The 13,826-nt window shown below is 44.8% G+C and carries 11 protein-coding genes; all 11 read left to right on the top strand.

Going from position 1 to position 13,826, the window contains the following annotated elements; genetic code table 11:
• The first annotated feature begins 522 nt into the window (after positions 1-522).
• The 11 genes from M2134_RS12310 (at position 523) to M2134_RS12260 (ending at position 13,826) form a co-directional block, all read left to right on the top strand.
• Entirely contained in the window at positions 523-807 is a 285-nt protein-coding gene (locus tag M2134_RS12310; RefSeq protein ID WP_280751704.1) for an NVEALA domain-containing protein, read from the top strand.
• A 98-nt stretch (positions 808-905) separates the two neighbouring features.
• Complete coding sequence (locus tag M2134_RS12305; protein WP_280751705.1) at positions 906-1,955, top strand: BF3164 family lipoprotein; 1,050 nt, start codon at positions 906-908, stop codon at positions 1,953-1,955.
• 301 nt (positions 1,956-2,256) lie between these two features.
• Entirely contained in the window at positions 2,257-2,496 is a 240-nt protein-coding gene (locus M2134_RS12300; protein ID WP_280751706.1) for a hypothetical protein, read from the top strand.
• A 66-nt stretch (positions 2,497-2,562) separates the two neighbouring features.
• Positions 2,563-3,561, top strand: a complete 999-nt coding sequence (locus tag M2134_RS12295; RefSeq protein WP_280751707.1) for a 6-bladed beta-propeller — start codon at positions 2,563-2,565, stop codon at positions 3,559-3,561.
• Positions 3,562-3,651: 90 nt separating this feature from the next.
• A complete protein-coding gene (locus M2134_RS12290; protein WP_280751708.1) occupies positions 3,652-5,490 on the top strand; it encodes an O-antigen ligase family protein in 1,839 nt (612 codons plus the stop codon).
• Between the two features lie 317 nt (positions 5,491-5,807).
• Positions 5,808-6,077, top strand: a complete 270-nt coding sequence (locus tag M2134_RS12285) for an NVEALA domain-containing protein (protein WP_280751709.1) — start codon at positions 5,808-5,810, stop codon at positions 6,075-6,077.
• Positions 6,078-6,093: 16 nt separating this feature from the next.
• Positions 6,094-6,363 (top strand): NVEALA domain-containing protein, encoded by a 270-nt coding sequence (locus M2134_RS12280; RefSeq protein WP_280751710.1) that lies wholly within the window; start codon positions 6,094-6,096, stop codon positions 6,361-6,363.
• Between the two features lie 82 nt (positions 6,364-6,445).
• On the top strand, positions 6,446-7,609 hold the full coding sequence (locus tag M2134_RS12275) for a 6-bladed beta-propeller (RefSeq protein WP_280751711.1): 1,164 nt from the start codon (positions 6,446-6,448) through the stop codon (positions 7,607-7,609).
• A 136-nt stretch (positions 7,610-7,745) separates the two neighbouring features.
• On the top strand, positions 7,746-8,834 hold the full coding sequence (locus M2134_RS12270) for an efflux RND transporter periplasmic adaptor subunit (RefSeq protein WP_280751712.1): 1,089 nt from the start codon (positions 7,746-7,748) through the stop codon (positions 8,832-8,834).
• Positions 8,835-9,136: 302 nt separating this feature from the next.
• A complete protein-coding gene (locus tag M2134_RS12265) occupies positions 9,137-12,304 on the top strand; it encodes an efflux RND transporter permease subunit (RefSeq protein WP_280751713.1) in 3,168 nt (1,055 codons plus the stop codon).
• A 34-nt stretch (positions 12,305-12,338) separates the two neighbouring features.
• Positions 12,339-13,826 carry a TolC family protein gene (locus M2134_RS12260; RefSeq protein ID WP_280751714.1) on the top strand — a complete coding sequence of 496 codons (1,488 nt, stop codon included), beginning with the start codon at positions 12,339-12,341 and terminating at the stop codon, positions 13,824-13,826.

Below are 13,826 nucleotides of genomic sequence, written 5' to 3'. Positions count from 1 at the left end.
ATATATTGTAGGCAAGGCGTGGATCATCTGGAAAGCGAAAGATCCGTATACGGGGAAGGTGAGGTGGAAGCGAACGGGGAAATTAATTGATAATTGATATTCCCCTACTGCCTGAGGAGGGGTGCCCGTAGGGCGGGGTGGTGGGAGAGTGAGGGCGTAAAGCAATGAATAATAAAAAAACTTGGTGCGACTTCGTGTTACTTGGTGGCTAATATATATATATCTTAAGGAGGTTTTCACCACCAAGTAACACAAAGGCGCACAAAGTAAAGAAATAGAGAGAATGAAAGAGTTAATAGAAGAACAAATAGAGACAAAGAAAGGGGAGAAACATTTCATAATACGCGGAAGTATTGCTGTTTGAGCAGCGAATGATGTTTCTCCCCGGACTTGTCCTCCAAAAGGAAGGAGGTGTCAGGCAAAGATAAGTAAATATTATGTACAATCTGCAGAAGAAGAGTAGGTGGCTTGTAGAGAGAAAAAGAATTAACAATATAAATAAAAAATTAGACATATAAAAATATGAAAAAGAAAATCATAGGATTTGTAATGTTTGCAGCGATAGCGGTTGCTGCAGGATGGAATGTGTATCAGTGTGAGAAGAAAATCACACTATCGGATCTGGGACTGGCTAATGTGGAAGCGTTGGCAGGAGGCGAAGGAAAAACACCCAAATTAGTTAATTGTCGTGAGGGTAAAATTACGGGGGATCCTTATATAGGTAATATGCATTGGATTTGTGGGGCATGTGAATATAGGCTTTCGTACGATTTAGGAAATAGAGCAACATGTACTTATTATTATTAAATTAATCGACAAAATGAGTTGCGTTCGAGCACGATCGTCAGAAAATATTGCGGTTCAACAACAAGACGCAACTCATTTTATTACAATTCAAAAAGAATATGACTTCTATCACTAAGTTACATATTTTTCTGTTATTCATGTTTGCAGCGTCTTCCTGCAAGCAATATAATAAGCACAATAGATTAATAGATGTTATTGAGAACAATAAGGGTGATGTGCGGAATGGCCAATTAGTTTTAGACGAAGACCTATGCCAGTTCTATGATTTATTAATCGTTGATTCTCTCGTGTTTTTCACATCATCAAGAGGAGAGTCTGCTTTTAAAGTGTATTCAACAACTGATTTTAACTTGTTGTATGAATTTGGTTATAAAAATGCAGGACCGGAAAATGTGAATTATCCGATGTTTATGAGAACAAAGTACGACTCTGACTCGATCTGGCTATATGACATAAACACAAGAAGTATCATAAATATATCTTTAAATAAAGACAAGAACTCTTATGATATGAAAAAAGAGTTAATGGATGAGGATCTATGGCCACCAATGAGTCTTAACAAAGTTTCAGAAAATACTTATTTCGCGAATAGTCTTCCTCCTTTCAACAAAGGATTATTTTTCAGGTATAACAAAAGTTCATTAGAAAAGCTATGGATCCCTTTCCTTGAAAACATCAATGGTGACAACGAGGATAATATGAGTGTTTTGAACAGAAATGTTATCTACGCTAACAAAAATGATTCACTGGTTGTTTGCGCTATGAAACATTACAATAAAATATTTGTATTCGATTTTAATGGCAAAATGTTAAAAGAAATCCAAATAGGAAAAAAAACAATTTCGCCTGCTCTTGAAATATCAGAAATTGAAAGATTTACAGACAAAACGGAGGTGTTCTTTACGAGTGTTGTGGGAACCAACAATTACTTTTATTGCTTATGGAATAACAAAAAAGCTAATTCAGGAAAAGAAAATATGGAAAATTCTAAAATATTCGTCTTTGACTGGAATTTCAATCATATAAAAACAATACAAACAGACAAAATTATCAGTGTGATTGATGTTCATCACAGTGACTCTTACCTGTTAGGTATTGTTTTTGACGAAGAAGAAGATACTAAAATTTATAGATATAACATTAACTAACATACAAATCGGCTATTACAGAATATAAGCGACAGGGATCCGCTCACCTATTATGGCTTCAGAACCATACGCGAGGAAAAGAGGAACAGGTGTTCTATATGGATGGAGAGGAGCAGGTGTTTACGGGAAAGAAGAGAGTGGTTAATTATTAATTGTTAATTGAAGATCGTTTAGCGAGCATAATAACAGATAAAAAAACTTGGTGCGCCTTCGTGTTACTTGGTGGCTAAAAAATATATATCTTAAGGAGGTTTTCACCACGAAGTGACACAAAGGCGCACTAAGTAAAGAAATAGAGAGAATGAAAGAAATAATAGAAGTACAAAAAGAGGCAAAGAAAGGGGAGAAACACTTTGCCTTGTCTGACCTGGTATTAGAGAATATCGAAGCGTTAGCTGATAAGGAAACTACAGAAGGTTTTTTTGAAAAAACTGGATGCCATGCCACAATATGCCAATCATTTTGCTATAAAAATGGGGTAAATCATGGCCCTGGTGCTGCAAGTAACAAATGTGCCTGTGACCTTTGTACGGGAAAATAATAAAGAAAATATTAATTATGGCCTGTTATTATGCAATGCATAATAACAGGTTTAATATTCATCAACATGAAAATACATATCATATTAACTCTTCTCTGTGTCGTATTGTTAAATAGCTGCCATAAAGCTATTGATCGCATGGATGTAGAAGCTACTGTTTTAACGGAAGGTCTCTATATGACAATGGTAGGTAATTTCTTATGTTCAGATCAACACCTGATTTTAACACCAAGAAATCTCTCTGAGGAAGGTTTTTTACATATTTTTGATCAGAATGGAGAACTTATTGAGACTATTGGAAATATAGGCAATGGTCCCAATGAATTTATAACGCCCATGAGTATTTTATATAAAGAAAATGCTATATTCACCTGGGATTTGAACAAAAAGATGCAAGCAATTTATTCCATTGACAATAATACCGGATCTTTTCACCAAGAGTTGATATCCGTTCCTTTCTTGGAAGGAAAAACATTAACTGCTATTCAATCTGATATAAATGGAAATTTTATAACCTACGATCCTTGTGCTACAGATATCTTAACCGTTTACAATGCTGAAGGAGAGATTTTAGCTTCATCGGGGAAACTTCCTTTTCCTACAGGTGTTGCTAATGCTATAAGTGCATACCAGGGAAGGATTTATTATAATAGATTCAATAATCTATTGCTCTTATGTTTAAGCAGTTTGCCTTATGTGGCATTGTATGAGATAAAAGGTTCTTCCATAACGTTCTTGCAGGAGAAAATGCTACGTAAAAAAGAATACAGTGTTTCTGATAATATGATTCATTTTGATGAATATGGTAAAGATTGTATGGTTGAGTGTTGTTTAACAAAAGACTACATTGTGAGTGTAAAGAATGATCCCGACTACAAAGGGTCAGTCCACTCACGTACTTCTCCCAAGCGAAATACTGTAGCATTATATGATTTCGAATTAAACTTAGTCAAAATAGTAAATATACATATGTCGCGCTATAATTTAACCTCAAAAGGGGATGACAATTCATTCTATGCAATAGTTCAAAACCCAGAGAACAGCATAGTCAAGGTGTCTTTGTAGAGCCCGGTGAGACTTAGTGGTAAAAAACTCATTATAGCATTATTAACCACGAAGTAACACAAAATCACACCAAGTAAAGAAATAGAGAAAATGAAGGGAAAAGTTTTGATATTAAATCATATCGTCTTTGCAGTCTGCGCTGCACTGATTCTCTTGGGTGTATTCCGGACGGATGCGACGATGGTGAATGGGATGGTGATGGGGAAGGTGGGCTGGTTTCATCAGACCATACCTTTCTTGGCGGGCTGCGTGGCTCTTTCATTGCTGTTTCCCAAAAGGGCGGTGTTCGATCCGCATGCCGCGGATATATGTCTATGGCTGGTGGGCAGTGTTTTTCTACTTACCTATCGCTGGATTTGGAATCCCGAGCCGGAGAAAATTTTCTTTGTCATACAAGTATTGCTGTTATGGTTTCTTCTTCGTTATATCCTACAATGCTACCCCCGCCTGGCGACGGTCTTTATACTCTTGTTGATGGCAACCGCCCTCGGTGAGGCCTTGATCGGTATGCGGCAGTTATATGGGTATGCCTCCTCCGCCCACGCGATGTTTCGCCTGACCGGCACCTTCTATAACCCGGGACCCTACTCCGGCTATCTGGCAACACTATTCCCTGTCTGCATAGGGGTAGTATTGGCTACAAAGGATTTCAAATCCGTGTTGAGAATCATCCATTACTTTGCCTGGGTTTGCCTGGTCGCGATCGTGGTGGTATTGCCCGCGGGCATGAGCCGTTCGGCTTGGATCGCAGCGGCGGTGTCGGGCGCCTGGGTGTGGTGGCGGTATGCCATCGGATGGGGAAGAACGAAAGCGATATGGCAAAAGTATAGTCGTTGGCGATATGCCGTTCTTGCCGGGGTATTACTCTTGTGTGTCGCCGGGGGCGTCGGCCTCTATTCGCTGAAGAAAGAGTCGGCCGACGGCAGACTACTGATGTGGAAAATCACGGCGCGCACCATCGCGCACCATCCGCTGATCGGCCACGGCCCGGGAGGTTTCCCGGCGGCTTATGCCGAGGCACAGGCGGCCTATTTTGCTTCGGGCAAGGCAACCGATCAGGAGAAGCGGGTCGCCGGATGTCCGGAATATGCCTTTAACGAATACCTGCAGATTGCCTCCGAATCGGGGCTACCGACATTGATAGCCTTCCTGGGGTGGATGGGATTCTCTGTCTATGCCGGCATCAGGAACCGCCGGTATGGTGTGGTGGGTGGCCTGATGGCGTTAGGCATCTTTGCTTTCTCCTCCTATCCGCTTCAACTGCCCTCGTTTTGGATCGTATTGGTGTTTCTCTCGGCCTTGACGCAGGTGCCGGGGAGTAGGAGGTTGGAGACAGAGTCGTGGGATAGCGATGAAGAAGAGGATGTGCCCGGTAGTATCAATATGGTAAATAAATTTTTCTTTTTCACGATATTAGCCACCTCCTGTATGCTCTATTGGCACCAAAGGGAGACGGGTGATACCTATCGCCAGTGGAGCAACGTGCGGATGTTCTACCAGACGAAAGCCTACGAGGCGGCTCTTCCGGGGTATAAAGCGTTGTATCAGCAACTAAAACACAAACCGGAGTTTCTGTTTGAATATGGGCAATGCCTGCATAAAACCAACGATTATATCGAGGCGAACTGGATGTTTAAACTGGCGACCCGCTTGAGTGCGGATCCCATGATTCATTATATGAAGGCAAAGAACAAACAGGCACAACAGAAATACGAAGAGGCGGAAGCGATCTATCTGCATGCCCTGGATATCTTGCCGGATCGGATCTATCCCTATTACCTCTTGGTCAAGTTGTATGATGAACCCTGGTTTCTGCAACCGGAGAAACGACAGGCTGCCGCCGACTCGGTTCTCCTGAAAGAACCGAAGGTGATGACAACCGCGATTCGGGAGATGCGGGAGGAGGTGGAGAGAATTGTTAATGATTAATTGTTAATGATGAATTATTTCCTATTCCGGTTCCCCTCCTGCCCGAGGAGGGGGTGGACCGTTGCTTGCAACGGTGGGGTGGTGGGAGAGCGAAGGCGCAGAGCAATGAAGAAATAATATAAAAGAGGACAAAGAAAGGGGATAATTGCTCCATGCGCTTGAAACAGTGAAGCAATCTCCCCGGACTTGTCCTCCTAAAAAAGAAGGAGGCTGCCTATGGGTCAAAAGTAAGAAGAATTAATGAAAATGCAATCTGCAGAAGAAAAGTAGGTGGATTGTAAAAAAAAGCAATGAATTAAAAAATAAAAATTATTATCATGAAGAAAAAAAAAGTAAGTTTGGTTATGGTAGCAGCAATTGCTGTTGCAGCAGGGTGGGGAATCTACCTGAATGAGAAAGAAGTAAACTTGTCAGATTTGGTGTTGGCTAATGTTGAGGCGTTAGCAACTCCTGAATGGATAGATGATTGGGCAAGAGGATACATAACAGGAGAAGATATAAGAGAAGGTGTAAGAATGCCATGTTGTGTCCCATCAGTATATACTGATGCGTGTGATTATAAAAGATTAGGATGTATAAAATATTAAAAATAAAATTATTATCATGAAGAAAAAAATAGTAAGTTTGGTTATGGTAGCAGCAATTGCTGTTGCAGCAGGGTGGGGAATCTATCTGAATGAAAAGGACGTAAGTATGTCAGATCTGGCATTGGCGAATATTGAGGCATTGGCTACTCCTGAAGGACCAGAGTCTTGGGATAAAGGATACAAAACAGGAAAAATTACAGTAGAAGGTATAGAAATACCCTGTTGTGTTCCGGCTTCAGACACTGATGCATGTAACTTCACTGAGATTGGATGCATAAGACTTTAGGGTTTGTAATACAATTTAAAAATTAACTAACCACCTCTTTGTCTGTTTTTATGAGAACAGGCAAAGAGGTTAAAAAAACATTATGAAACAAACATCTATCTTTTTATTGTTTGCCCTGTTATCACTGTTTGCGTGCCAAACAGACAAAAATAAAACAGACAAGAAAGATTCATCCACTGTTACTGTCAACGAAAACGATCAGCAACAGGTTTCTCTTTCCGACTATGTGGATTCTTTTGAATATATCGAGTTAGAGACAACGGATGATAATTTGATCAATCATTTAACAAAAGTGTTCTTTGTGGATGACAAGATCGTTTTGGCAGACAGGTTAGAGCAGCAAATCCTGTTTTTCGATGCGAAAGGAAGGTATTTATACAAAATACACAAACAAGGACAAGGGCCGGATGAATACTTATCGCTGGAGACAGTTCTGATGGATGACGAGGATAGGATAATCGTACATGATTTTCGTGGCCGCAAGTTGAACTATTACACAATGGAGGGGAAATACCTGAAGTCGATCACCGGTTTTTCAGATAATGCGCTGATCCGGTATATGACGAATTTACCCAATGGGAATTTTTTGTGTTATGTGCATGATTTTGTCGTGGAAAAGGTTGGCGAACGGGCTTCTGGTTTATGGGAGGTTGACTCAATGGGAACCTTTGTTCATAGTTATTTTGCATATGAGACGATGTATCCGATACTATATAATGAAGATAATTCTTATTTCCAGACTGTTTCTGACGGAGATATTAAAATATTAGATATTGTGAATCAGAAAATATGCCGGGTCGATGAAGAGGGAGTATCGGATTTTATCTCTTTTGATATAAAAAATGATACCCGGAAAGACTATGCGGGTGAATCATACACAGCTGATGATTATATTATATGTGCCAGTTTCCAGGAAAAGAAGGATTTCTTAATAGCAGATTGGTTTGGCATAGAGGGAAAGTTCTATAGCCTGTTCTCAAAAAAAGATAATAGCACTGTGTTGACCTCTGCCAAAAATTTCTGGAGCAGAAAAAGTGGCCTTCCTCTTGGAAGGAAATTATTTATCGACAGTAATCGCAACGATGTCTTACTTACCTCTTTCTCCGGTCCTGATATTTTAGACATGTTGAAGGAAGACTATATGTCCCCACAGGATAAAAAGAAGATAGAGAAAATAACCCAAGGGAAAACGGAGAATGAGATCTTGGATATGAATCCTGTTTTGCTGTTGCTACGGTTGAAATAAACAATAAACGATGCGAAAAAATCGTAAAATCTCAAACAATATCGGGGTTACGACAACATCGTATTCCTATTTTACTATTTTTGTGCATGGAAAACAAAGTTGATACACTGGGTTATAACTGAAAAATATACTGAATATGAATCACTACAAAATGGTAACCGCCCTATTGGTTCTTGGGCTACTGGCGGGTTGCGGCGATAAGAAAGGGTCGGACACGACAGAGATGACGGTGGAAACGGCCTTGCCGGAAGAGAGAAATCAAGTGACCGTGATGACGCTCGAAGAGGGTGACTTCTATCATGAGTTGGTGAGTAACGGGAAACTGTCTGCCCAGCGAAATGTCGATCTGCGTTTTGAATCGGCTGAACCGATCGAAGCCATCTATGTGAAGAATGGCGACCGGGTGACCAAAGGGCAAAAGCTGGCCACCTTATCGACTTTCCGCCTCAGCAATAAACTGACACAGGCAAAAGCAACGATGGAAAGGGGCAAATTAGATCTTCAGGATGTATTGATCGGACAGGGGTATATGATCGACGATCAGGACAAAGTGCCCGAAGCGACCATGGAACTGGCGAAGGTGAAGAGCGGCTACGACCAGGCGTTGGTGCAATACGAACTGGCCTTGTATGAATATGAGAAGGCTGTGTTGACCGCTCCTTTCGACGGGGTGGTGGCTAATCTGTTTGCCAAACCCTATAACACCGCCTCCGTCTCCGAGGTGTTCTGCACGATTATCGACCCGCGCAGCCTGGAAGCCTCTTTCACCGTACTGGAAAGCGAGTTGCCGCTGATCCGGAAGGGCGACAAGGTAGAGGTTACGCCTTACGCCGCGGCCGACACGCAGGTGGAAGGACGTATCACGGAGATCAATCCGATCGTAGAAGCCAATGGCATGGTGCAGGTGAAAGCCGCCGTAGCCGACAAAGCGAATCTCTTTGAAGGGATGAACGTACGGGTAAAGATCCAGCGCTCGGTGCCCAACCAGTTGGTGGTACCCAAAGAGGCGGTGGTGCTTCGTTCGGGCAGACAGGTGGTATTCACCTTAGTGAAGGGCAAGGCCTATTGGAACTACACCACTACAGGACTGGAGAACGCGGGGCATTACACACTCACAGAGAACCTCAAACCGGGCGATATTGTGATAACCAGCGGAAATATCAACCTGGCGAATGATACGCCGGTGACGGTATTAACAAATGGAGAATTGACAAATGATAATTGATAATGTAACTATTCAGCGAAAGTCCGCAAGGACTTGTATGTGGATAACCCCGTGCAAGCCGTCAGGCGCAGCTCGGGGTGGCTGGCTGTCCCACACAAAACAACCCCGTAGCGGGTTGAACCCACTTCGGGGTTCAGAGATAGTAGCGATCAACTACCCCGGGTTGACACCCGGGGTTATCCAAATGAAACTCCTTGCGGACTTTTGCGGAACCGAAGGTCATCGCTTACGGCAATAGTTGTAGGTTAATTATCAATTATCCATTATCAATTATCAATTATCCATTATCAATTTGAATAATTATGTTGAAATTTTTACTTCAGCGTCCCATAGCCGTCTTAATGGCATTCACCGCCTGTTTTATACTGGGGTTGGTGACCTATTTTACCCTGCCGGTATCGCTTCTGCCTGATATTGCTATTCCGGAGATCACCGTACAGGTGTCGGGGCAGAACACGTCGGCCCGCGAATTGGAGAATACGGTGATCAAGCCTATTCGCCAACAACTGATGCAGGTAGCCCGTTTGCGTGACATACAGAGTGAGACACGCGACGGCGCCGGTATTATACGCCTCAGCTTCGACTTCGGCACCAATACCGACCTGGCTTTTATCGAGGTGAACGAAAAGATCGACGTGGCCATGAACTACCTCCCCCGTGAGTTTGAACGCCCGCGGGTCGTAAAAGCCAGCGCGACCGATATTCCGGTGTTTTGCATGAACCTCACGCTCAAGGAAATGGAAAATGGAAAATGGAAAATGGAAAATGGTAAAGAGAATCATTCTCAACTTTCACCTTTCAATTTTCAATTAGACAACGAAGTCGCCTTCCTCGAGCTGTGCGAGTTTGCCGAGAACGTGATCAAGCGGCGTATCGAGCAATTGCCGGAGGTGGCGATGGTCGATATCACCGGGATACAGAAACGACAGTTACAGATCATCCCCGACCTGGATAAGATGGAGATAGCCGGTCTCTCGTTGAGCGATCTGGAGTCGTCGCTTGCCTCCAACAATATCGAACCGGGCAGCATGACCGTACGCGATGGTTATTACGAATACAACATCAAGTTTTCCACCCTATTGCGCACCCCCGAAGATGTGGAGAATATCTATATCCGGAAAAACGACCGTATCTTCCAGATGAAAGAACTGGCCAAGGTGGCGATTGCCCCGGAGAAGGAGACAGGCCTCTCGATGGCCAACGGGAAACGGGCGGTTACGCTGGCGATCATCAAGCAGGCCGACGAGAATATGGATAATATGAAGGAGGCATTGGCAGAGCTGACGGAGCATTTTGAAAAAATATACCCCGATATCGATATCAATATCACACGCAACCAGACCGAGCTACTCGATTATACGATCTCGAACCTCAAACAGAACCTGGGACTCGGTTTTCTGTTTATCTGCATCGTAGCCATCCTGTTCCTGGGAGATGTGAAGAGCCCGTTAGTGATTGGGCTGAGTATGGTGGTGAGCATCGTGATCAGCTTCTTTTTCTTCTATATCTTTGATATGTCGCTCAATATTATCTCTCTCTCGGGATTGATCCTGGCGTTGGGGATGATGATCGACAGTTCTATTATCGTGACGGAGAATATTGCCCAGTACCGGGCAAAAGGGCATAATCTGAATGAGGCATGCGAGAAAGGAACGAGCGAGGTGGTCACGCCGATGCTGAGCTCTACCTTTACGACGATTGCCGTGTTTGTGCCCCTGGTGTTTATGAGCGGGATCGCCGGCGCGATCTTCTTCGACCAGGCTTTCGCGGTAACGGTGGGGCTGTTGGTCTCCTATTTCACGGGTATTATGCTGTTGCCGGTGCTTTATAAACTGGTGTACAGCATTCCTCCGATGAAGAAGAGCTGGATCAACCGCTCGATCAATAACCCGATCAAAGCGCATACGATGGACAAATGGTATGATGGCGGGATAGACTTTATCTTCCGTTATCGCAAAGTGACCCTGTTTGTCGTAGCCCTGACGATTCCGCTTTGTGTGCTTCTTTTTATGGTGATCCCGACCAGCCGCATGCCGGAAATCGACCAAAATGAACTGATTGCCCATGTGGAATGGAATGAGAATATCCATATCGATGAGAATAGGACGCGCACAAGCCGGTTGTTTGACCAAACAGATGGGCTGGGCGCGCAACACACCGCCTACATCGGGCAGCAGCAGTTTATCCTGAATCGTGACCAGGAGCTGTCGGTATCTGAAGCCGAGCTTTACTTCAAAACGGAGAAGACCTCTGAGATCGCTCCCTTGCAACAGCATATCGAACAATGGATCAAGACACATTATCCGTTGGCGGTGATCTCTTTCTCGCCGCCGGAAACGGTTTTTGAGAAGTTGTTCGTCACGGGCGAAGCCGATGTGGTCGCGGAGTTCTATTCGCGCAACCGGGCAGAGATCCCCGATCCGGTAACGCTTCGTACTATAGAACAGACCCTGACAGAGGTAACGGGCCATGCACCGGTCGGCATAGCGTTTGAAAACCAGTTGAACGTATCGGTCGATCGCCAGAAATTATTATTGTATAACGTCGATTACAACGAGGTCTACCGCGTATTGCGCACCGCGTTCAAAGAGAATGAGGTGGCTACATTGCGTTCCTATCAGCAATACCTCCCGATCGCCCTTACAGGCAACGAACGCACGATCCAGGATATCATGCAGACCACCTTGATCCGCACCTTGCCCGACAAGGCGGGGGCGATCGATTATATGCCGCTGCAATCGCTTGTCCGGGTGACACCGGGTGAAGACCTGAAGAATATCACCGCCGGAAAGAATGGCGAGTTTATCCCTTTCAGCTTCTATCAGGTGAAGAAACCGGCACAGCTGATCGCACATATACGGGAAGCCGCCGACCGACAGCTGCTCAACGGCACGGTGGCGGGAGCGCCCAACGAAGCGAAGTGGGACATTGACTATGCCGGGAGCTTCTTCTCCAACAAGAAAATGCTCAACGAACTGGTGATCATCCTGATGATCTCTGTCCTGTTGATGTATTTCATCCTGGCGGCACAGTTCGAGAGCTTCCTGCAACCGTTTATTGTGTTATTGGAACTGCCGATCGACGTGGCAGCTTCGCTATTGGTGCTTTGGTTGATGGGACATACGTTGAACCTGATGAGTGCTATCGGTATCGTGGTGACCTGCGGTATTATCATCAACGACTCCATCCTCAAGCTCGATGTGATCAATGAATTGCGTAAAGAGGGCATGCCGTTGATGGAAGCGATCCACGAAGGGGGCCGTCGTCGTCTGCGCCCGATCATTATGACCTCGCTGACGACCATCTTCGCCATGGTGCCACTATTGTTCTCGTTCGATATGGGTAGCGAATTGCAAAAGCCGCTCTCTATCGCGATGATCTCGGCGATGTTTATAGGAACCTTAGTCAGTCTCTTTATTATTCCGCTGATTTATTGGTTCATCTATCGGAAAGAGGAGGTTCATAATTGATAATTGACAATTGATAATTGATAAGACACACTATATGAAAACAGGTAAAATACGATTAATAGGCCTATTGCTTGCCATGGCAGGTATGGCGGGGGCGCAATCACTGACACTCACCTTAGACCGGACGATCGCGCTGGCCACCGATAGTTCGCTGGAGGCCTTCCGCAGTAAGAATATGTTTCTGAGGGGGTATTGGGAATACCGCACCTTCAAGGCCGAACGTTTGCCCAGCCTGACGTTGAACCTTACGCCCGCGCAATACTACCGTGACATTACACGCCGGTATGATTCGGGTAACAATATCGATGTGTATCGCAATCAGCAATCGTTCTACGCCGGAGGGAATCTGACTATTGAGCAGAACTTCGATCTGTTGGGCGGTAGCTTCTTTATCGATTCCGACCTGGGGTATATCCGTAACTTCGGCGACGACACCTATAGCCAGTTTACCTCCGTACCCGTTCGGGTGGGCTATTCCCAAAGTCTTTTGGGGTATAACCCGTTTAAGTGGGCACGCAAACTGGAACCGTTGAAGTATGAGAAAGCCAAGAAGGATCTCTTATACGACCTGGAAGAGATCGGTGAAATGGCCACGAATTACTTCTTCACCCTGGCCATGGCACAAACAGAATATGAGATTGCCCGGGAGAAGGTTGCCTCTTCCGATACCCTCTATCGTGTGGGACAGGAGAAGCACAAGATTGCTTCGATCAGCCAGGGCGACCTGCTCACCCTGAAGCTCGATGCGGTGAACGCGCGCAACAGCCTGCAAAATGCGGAGCTCTCGCTCAAACGCGCCATGTTCAACCTGGCCTCTTACCTCAACTTCGATCAGAACACGGAGATACGCGCGGCCCTGCCCAACCGTCCTCGCCATATCATGATACCTGTCGACGCAGCCCTGCAATATGCCCGCGCCAACAACCCCACGTTCTTAGGGTCACAGCAGAATATATTAAGCGCCGAACAGGAGGTCGATCGAACCAAAAAGGAATCGATGTTTAACGCGTCCATCCGGGCGAGTGTCGGTTTCAACCAGGTGGGCGACAGCTTTAAGGATGCCTACCGTAACCTGTTGCAACAGGATATCGTCTCGCTGTCGGTCTCTATCCCGCTGGTTGACTGGGGCGTACGCCGTGGTAAACACAATATGGCGCGCAACAACCTGAATGTGATTCAGATCTCTTCCAAGCAGGAGGAGTTGAAGGTGGAGGAAGATGTGATCATGACCGTCAGCGAATTCAATATCCAGCAGGATATGATTGCCAGTGCCGAGGAGGCGCTCGACCTGGCAGTAACCGCCTATGAAGAGACCGTGCAGCGCTTTATGATCGGTAAGGCGGATATTAACAGCCTCACCCTCTCCCAGAACCGGCAGGAATCGGCTCAACGCAATTATATCTCAGCTTTGCAGAACTATTGGGTCAGCTATTATAAAATAAGAAGACTCACCCTGCATGATTTCGATCTGAACGTGTCACTCGGTGATAAGTTCGATTATGATCATCATCTCTATCAATAA

The sequence above is a fragment of the Parabacteroides sp. PM6-13 genome, assembly GCF_029892605.1.
In the GTDB taxonomy this organism is placed as follows: Bacteria; Bacteroidota; Bacteroidia; order Bacteroidales; family Tannerellaceae; genus QVMG01.
Note: the sequence above shows the minus strand (reverse complement) of the source record. Positions and strands in the feature narration are given on the sequence as shown.

Excerpts from the sequence above, each read along its gene's own strand:
- M2134_RS12310 (WP_280751704.1), top strand. The coding sequence starts at position 523 with ATGAAAAAGAAAATCATAGGATTTGTAATGTTTGCAGCGATAGCGGTT.
- M2134_RS12305 (WP_280751705.1), top strand. The coding sequence starts at position 906 with ATGACTTCTATCACTAAGTTACATATTTTTCTGTTATTCATGTTTGCA.
- M2134_RS12300 (WP_280751706.1), top strand. The coding sequence starts at position 2,257 with ATGAAAGAAATAATAGAAGTACAAAAAGAGGCAAAGAAAGGGGAGAAA.
- M2134_RS12295 (WP_280751707.1), top strand. The coding sequence starts at position 2,563 with ATGAAAATACATATCATATTAACTCTTCTCTGTGTCGTATTGTTAAAT.
- M2134_RS12290 (WP_280751708.1), top strand. The coding sequence starts at position 3,652 with ATGAAGGGAAAAGTTTTGATATTAAATCATATCGTCTTTGCAGTCTGC.
- M2134_RS12285 (WP_280751709.1), top strand. The coding sequence starts at position 5,808 with ATGAAGAAAAAAAAAGTAAGTTTGGTTATGGTAGCAGCAATTGCTGTT.
- M2134_RS12280 (WP_280751710.1), top strand. The coding sequence starts at position 6,094 with ATGAAGAAAAAAATAGTAAGTTTGGTTATGGTAGCAGCAATTGCTGTT.
- M2134_RS12275 (WP_280751711.1), top strand. The coding sequence starts at position 6,446 with ATGAAACAAACATCTATCTTTTTATTGTTTGCCCTGTTATCACTGTTT.
- M2134_RS12270 (WP_280751712.1), top strand. The coding sequence starts at position 7,746 with ATGAATCACTACAAAATGGTAACCGCCCTATTGGTTCTTGGGCTACTG.
- M2134_RS12265 (WP_280751713.1), top strand. The coding sequence starts at position 9,137 with ATGTTGAAATTTTTACTTCAGCGTCCCATAGCCGTCTTAATGGCATTC.
- M2134_RS12260 (WP_280751714.1), top strand. The coding sequence starts at position 12,339 with ATGAAAACAGGTAAAATACGATTAATAGGCCTATTGCTTGCCATGGCA.